Origin of the sequence: Pseudomonas sediminis (assembly GCF_002741105.1) — a bacterium.
GTDB lineage: Bacteria > Pseudomonadota > Gammaproteobacteria > Pseudomonadales > Pseudomonadaceae > Aquipseudomonas > Aquipseudomonas sediminis.
On the sequence record NZ_NIQU01000003.1, the window covers coordinates 11,495 to 26,420 of the forward strand.

15 protein-coding genes are annotated in these 14,926 nt (G+C 62.6%); 1 reads left to right on the plus strand and 14 read right to left on the minus strand.

Going from position 1 to position 14,926, the window contains the following annotated elements:
* Nucleotides 1–13: 13 nt before the first annotated feature.
* The 14 genes from hemN to ccoN (CDO35_RS08170) form a co-directional block, all read right to left on the minus strand.
* A complete protein-coding gene (gene hemN, locus CDO35_RS08105; RefSeq protein ID WP_099523667.1) occupies nt 14–1,396 on the minus strand; it encodes an oxygen-independent coproporphyrinogen III oxidase in 1,383 nt (460 codons plus the stop codon).
* Nucleotides 1,397–1,612: 216 nt separating this feature from the next.
* Complete coding sequence (locus CDO35_RS08110; protein ID WP_099523669.1) at nt 1,613–2,296, minus strand: sulfite exporter TauE/SafE family protein; 684 nt, start codon at nt 2,294–2,296, stop codon at nt 1,613–1,615.
* Nucleotides 2,289–2,495: a cbb3-type cytochrome oxidase assembly protein CcoS gene (gene ccoS, locus CDO35_RS08115; RefSeq protein ID WP_099523671.1), complete on the minus strand. Its 207-nt coding sequence runs from the start codon at nt 2,493–2,495 to the stop codon at nt 2,289–2,291. Before ccoS ends, CDO35_RS08110 begins: the two co-directional genes overlap by 8 nt.
* Nucleotides 2,496–2,569: 74 nt before the next feature.
* Nucleotides 2,570–4,978 carry a heavy metal translocating P-type ATPase gene (locus CDO35_RS08120; RefSeq protein ID WP_099523673.1) on the minus strand — a complete coding sequence of 803 codons (2,409 nt, stop codon included), beginning with the start codon at nt 4,976–4,978 and terminating at the stop codon, nt 2,570–2,572.
* Between the two features lie 8 nt (nt 4,979–4,986).
* The gene (locus CDO35_RS08125) at nt 4,987–5,505 is read right to left on the minus strand and encodes a FixH family protein (RefSeq protein WP_099523675.1); all 519 of its coding nucleotides are present in this window, start codon (nt 5,503–5,505) and stop codon (nt 4,987–4,989) included.
* Between the two features lie 13 nt (nt 5,506–5,518).
* A complete protein-coding gene (gene ccoG / locus CDO35_RS08130) occupies nt 5,519–6,931 on the minus strand; it encodes a cytochrome c oxidase accessory protein CcoG (protein ID WP_099523677.1) in 1,413 nt (470 codons plus the stop codon).
* Nucleotides 6,932–7,091: 160 nt separating this feature from the next.
* A complete protein-coding gene (ccoP, locus tag CDO35_RS08135) occupies nt 7,092–8,087 on the minus strand; it encodes a cytochrome-c oxidase, cbb3-type subunit III (RefSeq protein WP_099523680.1) in 996 nt (331 codons plus the stop codon).
* Nucleotides 8,084–8,272 (minus strand): cbb3-type cytochrome oxidase subunit 3, encoded by a 189-nt coding sequence (locus tag CDO35_RS08140; protein ID WP_099523682.1) that lies wholly within the window; start codon nt 8,270–8,272, stop codon nt 8,084–8,086. Before CDO35_RS08140 ends, ccoP (CDO35_RS08135) begins: the two co-directional genes overlap by 4 nt.
* 6 nt (nt 8,273–8,278) lie before the next feature.
* A complete protein-coding gene (gene ccoO / locus CDO35_RS08145; protein WP_013715226.1) occupies nt 8,279–8,887 on the minus strand; it encodes a cytochrome-c oxidase, cbb3-type subunit II in 609 nt (202 codons plus the stop codon).
* Nucleotides 8,887–10,329 carry a cytochrome-c oxidase, cbb3-type subunit I gene (gene ccoN, locus CDO35_RS08150; RefSeq protein WP_099523684.1) on the minus strand — a complete coding sequence of 481 codons (1,443 nt, stop codon included), beginning with the start codon at nt 10,327–10,329 and terminating at the stop codon, nt 8,887–8,889. The genes ccoO (CDO35_RS08145) and ccoN (CDO35_RS08150) overlap by 1 nt, the downstream gene beginning before the upstream one ends.
* A gap of 348 nt (nt 10,330–10,677) precedes the next feature.
* Nucleotides 10,678–11,604 (minus strand): cytochrome-c oxidase, cbb3-type subunit III, encoded by a 927-nt coding sequence (ccoP, locus tag CDO35_RS08155; RefSeq protein WP_099523686.1) that lies wholly within the window; start codon nt 11,602–11,604, stop codon nt 10,678–10,680.
* Nucleotides 11,601–11,780, minus strand: a complete 180-nt coding sequence (locus CDO35_RS08160) for a CcoQ/FixQ family Cbb3-type cytochrome c oxidase assembly chaperone (RefSeq protein WP_017677201.1) — start codon at nt 11,778–11,780, stop codon at nt 11,601–11,603. The genes ccoP (CDO35_RS08155) and CDO35_RS08160 overlap by 4 nt, the downstream gene beginning before the upstream one ends.
* Before the next feature lie 5 nt (nt 11,781–11,785).
* A complete protein-coding gene (gene ccoO / locus CDO35_RS08165; RefSeq protein ID WP_099523687.1) occupies nt 11,786–12,394 on the minus strand; it encodes a cytochrome-c oxidase, cbb3-type subunit II in 609 nt (202 codons plus the stop codon).
* Nucleotides 12,394–13,833 (minus strand): cytochrome-c oxidase, cbb3-type subunit I, encoded by a 1,440-nt coding sequence (gene ccoN, locus CDO35_RS08170; protein ID WP_099523689.1) that lies wholly within the window; start codon nt 13,831–13,833, stop codon nt 12,394–12,396. Before ccoN (CDO35_RS08170) ends, ccoO (CDO35_RS08165) begins: the two co-directional genes overlap by 1 nt.
* A gap of 101 nt (nt 13,834–13,934) precedes the next feature.
* On the opposite strand from ccoN (CDO35_RS08170), the gene CDO35_RS08175 reads away from it, so the two are divergent.
* Complete coding sequence (locus CDO35_RS08175; RefSeq protein WP_341795472.1) at nt 13,935–14,615, plus strand: alpha/beta family hydrolase; 681 nt, start codon at nt 13,935–13,937, stop codon at nt 14,613–14,615.
* The last annotated feature ends 311 nt before the right edge of the window (nt 14,616–14,926 follow it).

Genomic DNA, 14,926 nt, shown 5'->3' on the forward strand with positions numbered 1-14,926 from the left:
TACTCATTCATGCTCAGATCACCCGAGAAAAGCGCTGACGCACCTGATCGTTAAGGTAACGGTCGAACAGCATGCACAGCGAACGCACCAGCAGGCGCCCGGCCGGGCGTACCTGAATGCCTTGTTCGTCGAGCACGATCAGGCCGTCACCCGCGAGCTGTTCCAGCTCGTGCCAGAGGGCGGCGAAGTAATCGCGGAACACCACGCCATGCGCGCGTTCGATGTCGGCGAAACGCAACTCGAAATGGCAGATCAACTGCTGGATTACCGCCCGGCGCAGGCGGTCGTCTGCGTTGCAGTGCAAGCCGCGTCGTGTCGCCAATTGACCGTTGCCCAGGGTCTGCTGATAACTGGCGGTATCGCTGTCGTTCTGGCTGTACAGATCGCCGATCTGGCTGATGGCGGAGACGCCCAGGCCTATCAGGTCGCAGTGGCCATGGGTGGTATAGCCCTGGAAGTTGCGTTGCAGAGTGCCTTCTTCCTGGGCGATGGCCAGTTCATCGTCGGGCAGGGCGAAGTGGTCCATGCCGATGTAGCGATACCCTGCGCGGGTCAGCTGTTCGATGCTGGCCTGCAGCATGGCCAGTTTGTCGCCCGGACTGGGAAGGTCATCGTTGTTGATGCGCCGTTGCGGCATGAAGCGTTCCGGTAGGTGCGCATAGTTGAACAGTGACAGGCGATCCGGTTGCAGGGCGATGACCTCGGCGACGGTGCGCGCGAAGCGCTGTGGGGTCTGTTTGGGCAGGCCGTAGATCAGGTCAATGTTCACCGAGCGGAACTGCAGGGTGCGTGCTGCCTCGACAATGGCACGGGTCTCTTCCAGGGTCTGCAGACGGTTGACCGCGCGCTGCACCTCGGGGTCGAGATCCTGCACGCCGAGGCTGACACGGTTGAAGCCCAACTCGCGCAGCAGGCCCATGGTCGACCAGTCGGCCTCGCGGGGGTCGATCTCGATGCTGTAGTCGCCGGAATCGTCGTCGAGCAGGCTGAAGTGTTGGCGCAGGTGCTGCATCAGTCGGCGCAGTTCGTCGTGGCTGAGGAAGGTCGGCGTGCCGCCACCGAAATGCAACTGCTCGATTAGCTGGTTGCGATCGATGTAGCGGCTGATGATCTCGATCTCCCGCTCGAGCTTTTCCAGATAGGGCAGGGCGCGGCCGCGGTCCTTGGTGATGACTTTGTTGCAGGCGCAGTAGTAACAGATGTGCGCGCAGAACGGCACGTGCACGTAAAGCGACAGCGGACGTTTGGCTTTGCGACTGTCACGCAGGGCATGCAGCAGGTCGAACGGACCGATGTCGTCGTGAAACTGCACGGCGGTCGGGTAGGAGGTGTAGCGCGGGCCGGCGAGATCGTAGCGGCGGATCAGGTCGGCATCCCACTGGATGGTTTCGAGCATGGGAAATAATCCTGGACAGGCTGTGTGGCCAGTCTAGGGATGCGCGTAGAGGGTGGCCTTGACCTGAATCAAGGGCGCGTTGAGCACTGGAGGTGTTGTCGCGGCGTAGCCTGGATGCAATCCGGGGATGTTGGGCGTTTTGCTCCCGGATTACATCCGGGCTACGTCTGGTCGTGCTTTTACTTGCTGATTGAGGCTTGCTGCTTGTAGCTGCTCCTAGTGCCCCATCAGCCAGTGCTGGTGTGGGCCGGGCAGGGTCCAGATACCGAACAGGATGACCAGCAAGCCGCCAGCCATGCGCACGCCACGCTTGCGTAGCAGAGCGGTGATGCGTTCGGCAGCCAGGCCGGTAGCCAGCAGTACCGGCCAGGTGCCCAGGCCGAAGGCCAGCATCAGCAGCGCGCTGTTCAGTGCATTGCCCTGGCTCGACGCCCACAGCAGGGTGCTGTAGACCAGCCCGCACGGCAGCCAGCCCCATAAACCGCCGAGAATCAGGGCGCGTGGCAGGCTGCTGACAGGCATGAAGCGCCGCGTCAGCGGTTGGATATGCCGCCACAGGCCACGGCCCAGTGCTTCGATACGTGTCAGCCCGCTCCACCAGCCGGCCAGATACAGACCCATGGCGATCAGCAGCAAGGCTGCCAGTGTGCGCATCGCCACTTCGGCTTGGCTGCCGGCAATGGCCCAGCCAGCCAGGCCCAGGAGCAAGCCTGCAAGGCTGTAGCTGAGAATGCGTCCGAGGTTGTAAGCCAACAGCAGCTGGAGACGCCTGCCGTGTTGCTCGGGGGGAATCGCCAGCGTCAGTGCGCCCATCAGGCCGCCGCACATGCCGAGACAATGGCCGCCGCCGAGCAGGCCAAGGATCAGCGCCGACACCAGCAGCGGTGCCAGCTCAAGCATCAGGTTTGCCCGGCTTGTTGTGGTCCGCGGCCTGCTCGACGCCCGCCTTGTGCAGCGGATCTTCGTCGTCGAACAGAATGCTGTGCGCTGGGCCGTCGAGATCGTCGTACTGACCGCTGTCCACCGCCCAGAAGAACAGCCAGATGGCGAAACCGACCAGGCCGATGGCGACAGGGATCAGGATGTAGAGGGCGGACATGCGATCTCCAAGGTGACATCTGAGTAGGAGCGAGCGCTGCTCGTGAACCGCTTCCTTGCGAGCAAAGCTCGCTCCTACGTATTCGGGGTTCGGCTCAGGCGCAAGGCGTTGAGCACCACCAGCAGCGAGCTGAGAGACATACCCACGGCAGCCCAGATCGGAGTGATCCAGCCTAGGGCGGCGAAAGGCAGTACCAAGCCATTGTACAGCGTCGCCCAGGCCAGGTTTTCGATGATGATGCGGCGCGTGCGTTTGGCCAGCTTCAGGCCGTCGACCAGGCTGCTCAGGCGGTTCGACAGCAGCACGGCATCGGCGCTGGTTTTCGCCAGATCGGAGGCCGAGCCCATGGCCACGCTGATATCGGCAGCGGCCAGTACCGGAACGTCGTTGACGCCATCGCCGAGCATCAGCACGCGCCGCCCTTCGCTGTGCAGCTGCTTGAGCACCGCCAGCTTGGCATCCGGGGTCAGGCCGCCCCGAGCGTCTTCGATGCCCAGTTGGCGGGCGACTTCGCCCACCATCGGCGAGCTGTCGCCGGAGAGCAGATGAATTTGCCAGCCACGGGCGCGGGCGGCGGCGATCAGCGCGGGGGCGTCTTCACGCAGGCGGTCATCAAGAACGAACCAGGCTAGCGGCCCCTGTTCGTCGCCTAGCAGCAGCCATTGCCCTTGCTCGCTGGCAATCGCGGGTACGGCCTGGCCACTGAGGGCGCAGACGAAGCTGGCCTCACCAATGCGTAGCAGACGACCATCGACGCTGCCCTGCAGGCCCTGGCCTGGGTGGCTGTCGACAGATTCCGCCGCGCGTGGCGCCTGGCTGAAGGCGCGGGCGATAGGGTGTTCCGAACGGTTTTCCAGTGCCGCTGCCAGCGCCAGGCAATCACCCTCGTCGAGATTGCGCAGCGGGTGGATCGCCTTGAGCGTCAGGCGGCCTTCGGTCAGCGTGCCGGTTTTGTCCAGTACCAGGGTGTCGATCTGGTTGAGGCCTTCGAGCACGTGGCCGCGGGTCAGCAGCATGCCCAGTTTGTGCAGGGTGCCGGTGGCCGTGGTCAGGGCGGTCGGGGTGGCCAGGGCCAGGGCGCAGGGGCAGGTAGCCACGAGCAGGGCGAGCACGACCCAGAAGGCACGGCTGGAGTCGATTTCCCACCAGGCGAAACCGACCACGGCGGCCGCCAACAGGATGAACAGCAGAAACCACTGCGAGACGCGGTCGGCGATTTCCGCCAGACGTGGTTTCTCGCTTTGCGCACGTTCCAGCAGGCGCACGATGGCCGACAGGCGCGTGGCATCTCCGAGTGCCTGCACCTCGACGGTCAGTGGGCCTTCGACGTTCAGCGTGCCGGCGGTGACGCTGTCGCCAATGCCGCGTGGCAGCGGCAGGTATTCGCCGGTCAGCAGTGATTCGTCGACGCTGGACTGACCAGCGCGGATGCGGCCGTCGGCGGGAATCAGCGAACCGGGCTGCACCAGCACCTGCTCGCCTTCACGCAACTCGCTGAGCAGGATGCGCTGGCTCTGGCCGCTGTCGTCTAGGCGCAGGCAAGAAGCCGGCAGCAGCTTCACCAGTTGCGCCGTCGCGGCGGCCGTGCGTTCTCGCGCACGGCGCTCCAGGTAACGGCCGGCGAGCAGGAATAGCGCGAACATGCCCACAGCGTCGAAATACAGTTCGCCCTGGCCGGTGATGGTCGACCAGATGCCGGCCACGTAGGCGCCGCCGATGGCCAGCGAGACCGAGACGTCCATGGTCAGGTGACGGGTGCGCAGGTCGCGCAGGGCGCCACGGAAGAACTGCCCGCAGCAGTAGAAGACGATGGGGGTGGTGAGGAACAGGCTGGTCCAGCGCAGGATCTTGTCCAGCTCCGGCGACAGGTCGATGTTGAATTCCGGCCAGGTGGCCATGGTCGCCATCATCACCTGCATCCACAGCAGCCCGGCCACACCCAGCTCGCGCATGCGCCGGCGGTTTTCCGCAGCCAGGCGTTCAGCGGCCTCGTCTGCCCGCCAGGGGTGCGCGGCATAGCCGATGCGGCGCAACTCGGCGAGTAGCTGGCTCAGGGGTATCTGGCTGTCCTGCCAGCGCACCTGCAGGCGGTGGTTGGACAGGTTCAGGTGCGCTTCGGCCACGCCCGGCACGCCGCGCAGGTGCTTCTCGATCAGCCAGCCGCAGGCCGCACAGCTGATGCCCTCGATCAGCAACTGGGTTTCACTCAGCTCGCCTTCGTGCTGGACGAAGGGCTGCTGCACATCACTGCGGTCGTACAGCGCCAGTTCGTCAGGCAGCGCAGCGGGCAGCGCCTGAGGGTTGGCGGCGTTTTCGCTGCGATGGCTGTAGTAATGCTCAAGACCACCGGCGACGATGGCTTCGGTCACGGCCTGACAGCCGGGGCAGCACATCTCGCGAGTCTGGCCGAGCACGTCGGCACGGAACTGGCTGCCGGCAGGAACCGGCAGGCCACAGTGGTAGCAAGGAGTCGGGGCGGGCATCGGCGGGATCAGTAGGAGGGGTTGTCACCGATCATGATGGTCTGGCCATCGGTGATGTTCTCTTCCTCGAACAGGCGCCAGTTCTGGCTGCCTTCCTGGCCGAGCAGTTCAACGAAGCGACGACCACTGACTTGATCGACCATCTGCCCATGGTACTGGCCATCGGCATTGGGCTGCAGGATCACGCGGCGATCTCGCTCCGGCTGGGTTGGCGAGATCAGATTGAGGACGATCTGCTGCGGTCTGCTGTTGCCTTCCAGCGACAGGGTGGCGACACCGGTGGTGTTGTCCAGCACCAGCTCACCATGCAGTTGCAGACGCTCGGCCAGCTTTTCGCGTTCCAGCGATTGGTTGATGCCCTTGCCGACATCGTAATAGTCGTCGGAGATCAGCCCAGGCGGATTCTTCGTGGCGATGGTGAGCAGGGTCAGCCCCTGCACCACCGAGTAGCCCAACAGGAACAGGATGAACCAGGGCCAGAACTGCTTGTACCAGGGTTTGACTGGCGATTGGGTTTGCTCGGTCATGCGTTTTCCGTTGTCAGCGGACGCTTGGGCCGATGAAACGGCTGTCGGCGTCGTTCTTGATACTGGGGTCATCCGCGGATTGTACGTGGAAGACGATGTTGTTGGCGCTCGACGGCAGCTTCTCCGGTGCGATGGACAGCTCTACCGGGAAGGAATACACCTCGCCCGCCAGGGCCCGCACTTCGCGCTTGCCTTCGTAGACCAGGCCATCGAGGCCGTCGGCGCTGATCACGTAGGTCATGTCGCGCTGCGACTTGTTCATGATCTTCAGGGTGTAAACGTTCTCGATGTGGCCGCGCTCGTTCTCGCGGAACAGCACGCGGTCCTTGAGCACGTCCAGCTCCACCAGCGGGCGATTGGCCACGGCCCAGGCGAACAGGCCGATCATGGCGACCAGCGCGACAGCGTACCCGATCAGGCGCGGGCGCAGCAGGTGGGTCTGGCGGCCAGACAGGTTGTGTTCAGTGGTGTAGCTGATAAGCCCTTTGGGGTAGTTCATCTTGTCCATGATGTCGTCGCAGGCGTCGATACACGCGGCGCAGCCGATGCACTCGATCTGCAGGCCATCACGGATGTCGATGCCAGTGGGGCAGACCTGCACGCACATCTTGCAGTCGATGCAGTCGCCGAGGCCTTGTGCCTTGTAATCGGCGTCCTTCTTGCGCGGCCCGCGCGATTCGCCGCGGCGCGGATCGTAGGAGACGATCAGGGTGTCCTGGTCGAACATCACGCTCTGGAAGCGTGCGTACGGGCACATGTAGATGCATACCTGCTCACGCAGATAGCCGGCGTTGCCGTAGGTGGCGAGGGTGAAGAAACCGATCCAGAAATAGGCCCAGCCGCTGGCTTCACCGGTAAAAATCTCGATCACCAGGTCACGAATCGGCGTGAAGTAGCCAACGAAGGTGATCGCGGTCAGCAGTGACACGCCCACCCAGATGCCATGCTTGGCCAGCTTGCGCCCGAATTTCTTGCCGCTCATGGGCTGTTTGTCCAGCTTCATGCGCTGGTTGCGGTCACCTTCAGTGACTTTTTCCGCCCACATGAATACCCAGGTGAACACGCTTTGTGGGCAGGTGTAGCCGCACCAGACGCGGCCGGCGAACACGGTGATGAAGAACAGGCCGAAGGCGCAGATGATCAGCAGCCAGGACAGCAGCATGAAGTCCTGCGGCCAGTAAGTGGCGCTGAAAATGTGGAATTTGCGTTCGGGGAGGTTCCACCAGACCGCCTGGCGGCCGTTCCAGCTCAGCCACACCGTGCCGAAGAAGAGAATGAAGAGGAGGGCGCCGCCAGCGACCCGCAGGTTGCGAAACAGGCCGGTGAACGCGCGGGTGTAGATCTTCTCGCGGCTGGCGTAGAGATCGACGCTGGCATTCTTGGCAGGAGGAGGGGTGACGTCCTGTACGGGAATCTGTTCGCTCATCAATGCATACCACGGCGGTTGGTTGGCAGCCCGGGCCGATGCGTGCCGGTCAGGGTCAGTTCACGATCACTATATGGTACGCCTGAAAGACAACGCCCGGGTGCGACCAGCAGTCGCGACCCGGGCGTTCATTGACCCTTGTCAAAAGAGTCGTCTGTGCTTACTGCTCTTGTGCCTTGTGCGACAGGCTGTACACGTAGGCAGCCAGCAGGTGCACCTTGTCGTTGCCGAGGAATTCTTCCTGGGCCGGCATCTTGCCGTGACGACCGTAACGGATGCTCTGCTGCAGTTGTGCGTAGCTGCTGCCGTAGATGAACGCTGCCGGGTTGGTCAGGTTCGGTGCACCCATGGCCGCGGTACCCTTGCCGTCGGCGCCGTGGCAGGCGAAACAGGTACCAGCGAAGACCTTCTGGCCTGCTTCGATATCGGCTTCCACGCCTTCCGGCAGTTCACGACCGCCCAGTTGGGTCAGCACGTAGGCAGCGACGTTGCGTACACCGTCTTCGCCGATGGCCGGGCCTTGAGCCGGCATGGCGCCTTCGCGACCTTTGAGGATGGTGGTCTTGATGGTTTCCGGCTCGCCGCCCCAACGCCACTCGTTGTCGGTCAGGTTGGGGAAGCCGTAGCTGCCTTTGGCATCGGAGCCGTGGCAAACGGAGCAGTTGGAGGCGAACAGACGACCACCCATTTTCAGGGCTTGCTCGTCCTTGGCCACTTCCTCGATCGGCATGGCGGCGTATTTGGCGAACAGCGGACCGTACTGCTCATCGGCGCGCGCCATTTCCTTTTCCCACTGGTGCACACCGGTCCAGCCGGTGTGACGCATGGAGCCGTCAGCGATCTGTACACCAGCAGCGAAAGGCGTTTCCTTTTCGCTGTCGACGTAGTCGTAGCCCGGCAGCAGGCCTTTCCAGTTACCCAGGCCCGGGTACAGGGCGAGGTAGCCGAGGGCGAAGATGATGGTCGCGACGAACAGCATGAACCACCACTTCGGCAGCGGGTTGTCATACTCCTCGATGCCGTCGAAGCTGTGGCCGACGGTCTCTTCGGTGGTTTCCTGGCGCTGGCCCTTGCGGGTGCCGAAGATCAGCCAGGTCAGGGCGAAGATGGTGCCCAGAGACAGAATGGTTACGTACCAACTCCAGAACGTGGTCATTGGTTATTGCTCCTGGAAGAGTCTTGATCGCGCTTGGACTCGGGCTTGGGATCGTCGGCGAAGGGCAGGTTGGCTGCTTCGTCGAAGCTCGATTTGCGCTTGCTGCTGTAGGCCCAGAGCACCACGCCAATGAAGGCGATGAAAACGACCGCCGTGCCGATGCCGCGAATTATCCCGATGTCCATAGCGTCTTACCGTTTGTTCTTGATGGAAGTACCGAGAACCTGGAGATACGCAACCAGCGCGTCCATTTCGGTATTGCCTTTCACTGCATCGCGAGCACCGGCGATATCTTCGTCGGTGTAGGGGATGCCGAAGCCACGCATGACTTCCATCTTCTTGGCGGTGTCGCGACCGTCGAGCTTGTTCTCCACCAGCCATGGGTAGGCAGGCATTTTCGACTCAGGCACGACGTTGCGCGGGTTGTACAGGTGGGCACGATGCCACTCGTCCGAGTAACGACCGCCAACGCGAGCCAGGTCCGGACCGGTACGCTTGGAGCCCCACAGGAAGGGGTGATCCCAGACGCTTTCGCCAGCGACGGAGTAGTGGCCGTAGCGCTCGGTTTCGGCGCGGAACGGACGGATCATCTGCGAGTGGCAGCCGACGCAGCCTTCGCGAATGTAGATGTCGCGACCTTCCAGCTGCATCGCGGTGTAGGGCTTGAGGCCTTCCACCGGCTCATTGGTAACGTCCTGGAAGAACAGCGGGACGATCTGGGTCAGGCCGCCGATGCTGACGGCAATCACCATCAGCAGCGCCATCAGGCCGATATTCTTCTCGATGATTTCGTGTTTCATCAGTGAGCTACTCCGGCGGGAATCTGCGCAGCCGCTTCGTATTCAGCCGGCTTGGCGGCACGCACGGTGCGGAAGGTGTTGTAGGCCATCAGCAGCATGCCGGTCACGAAGAAGGCGCCGCCGATCATGCGTACGACATAGCCTGCATGGCTGGCTTCAAGGGCTTCGACGAAGGAGTAAGTGAGGGTGCCGTCTTCGTTGACTGCGCGCCACATCAGACCCTGGGTGATGCCGTTGACCCACATCGAGGCGATGTACAGCACGGTACCGATGGTCGCCAGCCAGAAGTGGGTGTTGATCAGGGCGATGCTGTGCATCTGCTCGCGACCGAATACTTTCGGCAGCAGGTGATACAGCGAGCCGATGGAGATCATCGCAACCCAGCCGAGGGCGCCGGCGTGCACGTGGCCGATAGTCCAGTCGGTGTAGTGGGACAGGGCGTTGACGGTCTTGATGGCCATCATCGGGCCTTCGAAGGTGGACATGCCGTAGAAGGCCAGGGAGACCACCAAGAAGCGCAGGATTGGGTCGGTGCGCAGCTTATGCCAGGCGCCAGACAGGCTCATCATGCCGTTGATCATGCCGCCCCAGCTCGGAGCCAGCAGGATGACCGACATGGCCATGCCGAGGGACTGAGCCCAGTCCGGCAGCGCGGTGTAGTGCAGGTGGTGCGGACCGGCCCAGATGTACAGGGTGATCAGCGCCCAGAAGTGCACGATGGACAGGCGATACGAGTAGATCGGACGCTCGGCCTGCTTGGGTACGAAGTAGTACATCATCCCCAGGAAGCCGGTGGTCAGGAAGAAGCCCACGGCGTTGTGGCCGTACCACCACTGGATCATCGCGTCGGTCGCGCCGGCATAGGCCGAGTACGACTTGAACAGGCTCACCGGCATGGCGGCGCTGTTGACGATGTGCAGCATGGCGGTCACGAGGATGAACGCACCGAAGAACCAGTTGCCCACATAGATGTGCTTGGTCTTGCGCTTGACGATGGTGCCGAAGAACACCAGCAGATAGGTGATCCAGACGATGCCCAGGAGGATGTCGACCGGCCACTCGAGCTCGGCGTATTCCTTGGAGCTGGTGTAGCCCATCGGCAGGGTGATCACCGCCAGGACGATGACCGCTTGCCAGCCCCAGAAGGTGAAGGCAGCCAGACCGTCGGAGATCAGGCGCGTCTGACAGGTGCGCTGGACCACGTAATACGAGGTCGCAAACAGTGCGCATCCGCCGAAGGCGAAGATCACCGCGTTGGTGTGCAGCGGGCGCAGACGGCCGAAGCTCGTCCACGGCAGGCCCAGGTTGAGTTCCGGCCACACGAGTTGTGCGGCGATGAACACGCCTAGACCCATGCCAATGACCCCCCAGATCACCGTCATAATGGCGAACTGGCGGACCACCTTATAGTTATAAGCAGTCTGACTGATTGCTGTGCTCATGCTAGGGGTTCCACGGTTAATGGAGTTTTATGGGGCAAAAATCGGCGGCAAGTATGTAGAAAGCAGGTAGCCATTGCAACGCAACGTGCCGACACGAATAGGGTTTCAGGGCTTTTCGCGAGCCGTTTGCAACGGCCTCGGAAACAGCACTGTCAGCTTTTGGCGCAACCAGTTTGCGCAGCGCTAAGAAAGGATCGCCTTAGAGTTGTGACAGATGGCGACTGAAAGGCAGCTTAGCCCAGATCAAGGAAATTGCAGGGCTATTGGTCGGCGGGTGCGACACTGAGTCGCACAGGTGTGAGGAGGGGCCGGCGACCGCGATTCGGTCGCCGGTAATGCAGGGGGAGGTTACTTGTTTTCGCCCTGGCTCAGCTTGAGCACATAGGCAGCCAGCAGGTGGGCCTTGTCATTGCCGAGGAAATCGCCCTGAGCTGGCATGTTGCCGCTGCGCCCGTAGCGAATGGTCTGCTGCAGTTGGGCGAAGCTGCTGCCGTAGATGAACGCGCTGGGTTGAGTCAGGTTCGGTGCGCCCATCGCCGGCATGCCGGTGCCGGCCGGGGTGTGGCAGGCGGAGCAGACGGTGGCGAAGATCTGCTTGCCGGCGGCGACGTCGGCCTGGGCATCGTCCGGCAGTTCACGGCCACCGAGTTCGGTGAGGACGTAGGCGGCGACGTTGCGTACGCCATCTTCGCCGATCACCGGGCCTTGTGCCGGCATCATGCCCATACGGCCATGCATGATGGTGGTCTTGATGGTTTCCGGCTCGCCGCCCCAGCGCCAACTACTGTCGGCCAGGTTGGGGAAGCCGTAGCTGCCCTTGGCATCGGAGCCGTGGCAAACCGCGCAGTTGGAGGCGAACAGACGACCGCCCATCTTCAGCGCGCGCTCGTCCTTGGCCACTTCTTCGATGGGCATGGCGGCATATTTGGCGAAGATCGGCCCGTATTGCTCATCGGCACGGTTCATCTCGCGCTGCCACTGGTTGACCTGAGTCCAGCCGTCCTCATAGCCCGGCAGCAGACCCTTGAAGTTGCCCAGGCCGGGATACAGCAGCAGGTAGCCCACGGAGAACACCAGGGTGCCGAGGAACAGCATGAACCACCACTTCGGCAGCGGGTTGTCATATTCCTCGATGCCATCGAAGGCATGGCCCATGGTCTGTTCGGTCGGGCTCTTGTGCACCTCGCTCTTGCGAGTGGCGAAGATCAACCAGAACAGGGCGACCATGGTGCCGAGGGTCAGCAGGGTGATGTACCAACTCCAGAAGGTGGTCATGCTTGGGTCCTCGAAACGGCGGGCTTGGGCTCATCGGCGAAGGGCAGGTTGGCGGCTTCGGCGAAAGCGTCGCGGCGTTTGCCGCTGTAGGCCCAGAGGGTGACGGCGGTGAAGGCGATCAGGACCAGCGCGGTGCCTAGGCCGCGCAGGGTGCCGATATCGATAAGCTCGAACATGGCACTCACCTCTTGTTCTTCACGGCGGTGCCAAGCACCTGCAGGTAGGCGACCAGAGCATCCATCTCGCTCTTGCCCTTGACCGCGTCGCTGGCCCCGGCGATATCGTCGTCGCTGTAGGGCACGCCCAATGTGCGCAGTGCGCTCATCTTCTTGGCGGTGTCCTTGCCGTCGAGGGCGTGCTCCACCAACCAAGGGTAGGCGGGCATGATCGACTCCGGTACGACGTTGCGCGGGTTGTACAGGTGAGCGCGATGCCACTCGTCCGAGTAGCGACCGCCGACACGGGCCAGGTCCGGACCGGTACGCTTGGAGCCCCACAGGAAGGGGTGATCCCAGACGCTTTCGCCGGCGACGGAGTAGTGGCCGTAGCGCTCGGTTTCGGCGCGGAACGGGCGGATCATCTGTGAATGGCAGCCGACGCAGCCTTCGCGGATGTAGATGTCGCGGCCTTCCAGTTGCAGCGCGTTGTAAGGCTTGAGGCCATCCACCGGCTCGTTGGTGACGTCCTGGAAGAACAGCGGGACGATCTGCGTCAGACCGCCGATGCTGACCGCCAGGATCATCACCAGCGCCATCAGGCCTATGTTCTTCTCGAGAATCTCGTGTTTCATCAGTGGGCTCCTTCTACCGAGAACTGCGCAGCGGCTTCCATCTCGGTGGATTTCGCGCTGCGTACGGTCAGCCAGACGTTCCAGGCCATCAGCAGCATGCCGGCGAAGAAGATGGCGCCGCCGATCACCCGCACCACGAAGCCGACATGGCTGGCTTCCAGCGCTTCGACGAAGGAGTAGGTGAGGGTGCCGTCTTCGTTGACTGCACGCCACATCAGGCCCTGGGTGATGCCGTTGACCCACATCGAGGCGATGTAGAGCACGGTGCCGATGGTGGCCAGCCAGAAGTGGCCGTTGATCAGGCCGATGCTGTGCATCTGCTCACGACCGAACACCTTCGGAATCAGGTGATACAGCGAGCCGATCGACACCATGGCGACCCAGCCGAGGGCGCCGGCATGCACGTGGCCGATGGTCCAGTCGGTGTAGTGGGACAGGGCGTTGACGGTCTTGATGGCCATCATCGGACCTTCGAAGGTCGACATGCCGTAGAAGGCCAGGGACACCACCAGAAAGCGCAGAATCGGGTCGGTACGCAGTTTGTGCCAGGCACCGGAGAGGGTCATCATGCCGTTGATCATGCCGCCCCAGCTCGGGGCCAGAAGGATCAGCGACATCACCATGCCCAGGCTCTGTGCCCAGTCCGGCAGCGCGGTGTAATGCAGGTGGTGTGGGCCGGCCCAGATGTACACCGCGATCAGCGCCCAGAAGTGGACGATGGAGAGGCGGTAGGAGTAGACCGGGCGACCGGCCTGTTTGGGCACGAAGTAATACATCATCCCCAGGAAGCCCGCGGTGAGGAAGAAGCCCACGGCGTTATGGCCGTACCACCACTGGATCATCGCATCAGTGGCGCCGGCATACAGCGAGTAGGACTTGGTCAGGGTGACCGGAATCTCTAGGTTGTTGACCACGTGCAGGATGGCCACGGTGAGGATGAACCCGCCGAAGAACCAGTTGCCCACGTATATGTGGCTGACCTTGCGCTGCATCACCGTGCCGAAGAAGACGATGGCGTAGGACACCCACACGATGGTGATCAGGATGTCGATTGGCCATTCCAGTTCGGCGTATTCCTTGGAGCTGGTCCAGCCCAGGGGCAGGGTGATGGCTGCAAGCAGGATCACCAGTTGCCAACCCCAGAAGGTGAAGGCCGCCAGTTTCGGCGCGAACAGCGTGGTCTGGCTGGTGCGTTGCACCGCGTAGTAGCTGGTGGCGAACAAGGCGCAGCCACCGAAGGCGAAGATCACCGCATTGGTATGCAGTGGGCGCAGGCGGCCGAAGCTGGTCCACGGTAGGTTGAAGTTGAGTTCGGGCCAGGCCAGCTGGGCAGCGATGAATACGCCGAGTCCCATGCCGACGATGCCCCAAACCACCGTCATAATGGCGAACTGGCGAACCACCCTGTAGTTGTAGGCGGAACGGGTTGTTGTGTTCATGTCTGGGCTTCCATCCACGGTTATGGCAGAGCGGCCGATAACCGTGGTGGTCGCAGGCATGAGCAAGCCACGGACACCACGGATATCGACGCGAGGCAAGCATGAGCAAAGGGCCATCTGGATTTATTGACGCTGATCAATGCGAGCAGGGACTGCCCTGGCAGTGGGACGAACCGCCGCAGGCGGCATCGAGCACGCTGATCCTCGCGCACGGGGCCGGCGCGCCGATGGACAGCCCGTTCATGCAGGCCATGGCTCAGGGGCTGGCAGAGCGGGGCGTGCGTGTGGTGCGTTTCGAGTTCGCTTACATGGCGCAGCGGCGGGTGGACGGGCGTAAACGACCGCCCCATCCGCAGGCACAACTGCTGCAGCAATGGCGTGATGTGCATGCACAGGTGCGCCATCGGGTCACAGGCCCCGTGGCCATCGGCGGCAAGTCCATGGGCGGACGGATGGCCAGCTTGCTGGCGGACGAATTGGAGGCTTCCGCTCTGGTTTGCCTCGGCTATCCCTTCTATGCCGCCGGCAAGCCCGAGAAACCGCGCGTCGCCCATCTCGCCGAGCTGCGCACGCCAACGCTGATCATCCAGGGTGAACGCGACGCACTGGGCAATCGCGAAGCCGTTGCTGGCTATGAGCTGTCAGCGGCCATCGAGCTGCACTGGCTGCAGGCTGCCGACCATGACCTGAAGCCGTTGAAGGCGTCCGGCTTCAGCCATGAGCAGCACCTCGCCACTGCAGCGGCACAGATCGCGGCGTTTCTTGGGCGAATGAAACACTGATCCGAGCTCGGCCGCGTGCTCGTATTCGGACACTTTTTCCTCGCGCTGCCGCTGTAAAAGCGGTTGCGCTTGACCGCTTGGTCACGCAATGTGACAGCTGAGTGTCCGGGCCCGTTTCAGTGCGGGCATTGCAGGCTTTTTACCTGCATGGGTAAGCGGATGGCTGCCCTGCGCGGCACGCTGTGCCACGCAATGGGGCGGTGCGTCATGACGGAAACATCGTATTGCACCGTAATGGTGCGTAATGTTTTTGTTTGATAGGTAGGTTTTTGATTTTAAAGGATTAATTGTGCTGGCTCGGGCCTTGCAGA

What these genes read in the sequence shown, in the direction of transcription:
- CDO35_RS08140 (WP_099523682.1), bottom strand. Translation starts at nt 8,272, where the DNA reads ATGGACATCGGGATAATTCGCGGCATCGGCACGGCGGTCGTTTTCATC.
- ccoN (WP_099523684.1), bottom strand. Translation starts at nt 10,329, where the DNA reads ATGAGCACAGCAATCAGTCAGACTGCTTATAACTATAAGGTGGTCCGC.
- ccoO (WP_099523687.1), bottom strand. Translation starts at nt 12,394, where the DNA reads ATGAAACACGAGATTCTCGAGAAGAACATAGGCCTGATGGCGCTGGTG.
- CDO35_RS08160 (WP_017677201.1), bottom strand. Translation starts at nt 11,780, where the DNA reads ATGTTCGAGCTTATCGATATCGGCACCCTGCGCGGCCTAGGCACCGCG.
- CDO35_RS08175 (WP_341795472.1), top strand. Translation starts at nt 13,935, where the DNA reads ATGAGCAAAGGGCCATCTGGATTTATTGACGCTGATCAATGCGAGCAG.
- CDO35_RS08125 (WP_099523675.1), bottom strand. Translation starts at nt 5,505, where the DNA reads ATGACCGAGCAAACCCAATCGCCAGTCAAACCCTGGTACAAGCAGTTC.
- ccoN (WP_099523689.1), bottom strand. Translation starts at nt 13,833, where the DNA reads ATGAACACAACAACCCGTTCCGCCTACAACTACAGGGTGGTTCGCCAG.
- ccoO (WP_013715226.1), bottom strand. Translation starts at nt 8,887, where the DNA reads ATGAAACACGAAATCATCGAGAAGAATATCGGCCTGATGGCGCTGCTG.
- CDO35_RS08110 (WP_099523669.1), bottom strand. Translation starts at nt 2,296, where the DNA reads ATGCTTGAGCTGGCACCGCTGCTGGTGTCGGCGCTGATCCTTGGCCTG.
- ccoS (WP_099523671.1), bottom strand. Translation starts at nt 2,495, where the DNA reads ATGTCCGCCCTCTACATCCTGATCCCTGTCGCCATCGGCCTGGTCGGT.
- CDO35_RS08120 (WP_099523673.1), bottom strand. Translation starts at nt 4,978, where the DNA reads ATGCCCGCCCCGACTCCTTGCTACCACTGTGGCCTGCCGGTTCCTGCC.
- ccoP (WP_099523686.1), bottom strand. Translation starts at nt 11,604, where the DNA reads ATGACCACCTTCTGGAGTTGGTACATCACCCTGCTGACCCTCGGCACC.
- ccoP (WP_099523680.1), bottom strand. Translation starts at nt 8,087, where the DNA reads ATGACCACGTTCTGGAGTTGGTACGTAACCATTCTGTCTCTGGGCACC.
- ccoG (WP_099523677.1), bottom strand. Translation starts at nt 6,931, where the DNA reads ATGAGCGAACAGATTCCCGTACAGGACGTCACCCCTCCTCCTGCCAAG.
- hemN (WP_099523667.1), bottom strand. Translation starts at nt 1,396, where the DNA reads ATGCTCGAAACCATCCAGTGGGATGCCGACCTGATCCGCCGCTACGAT.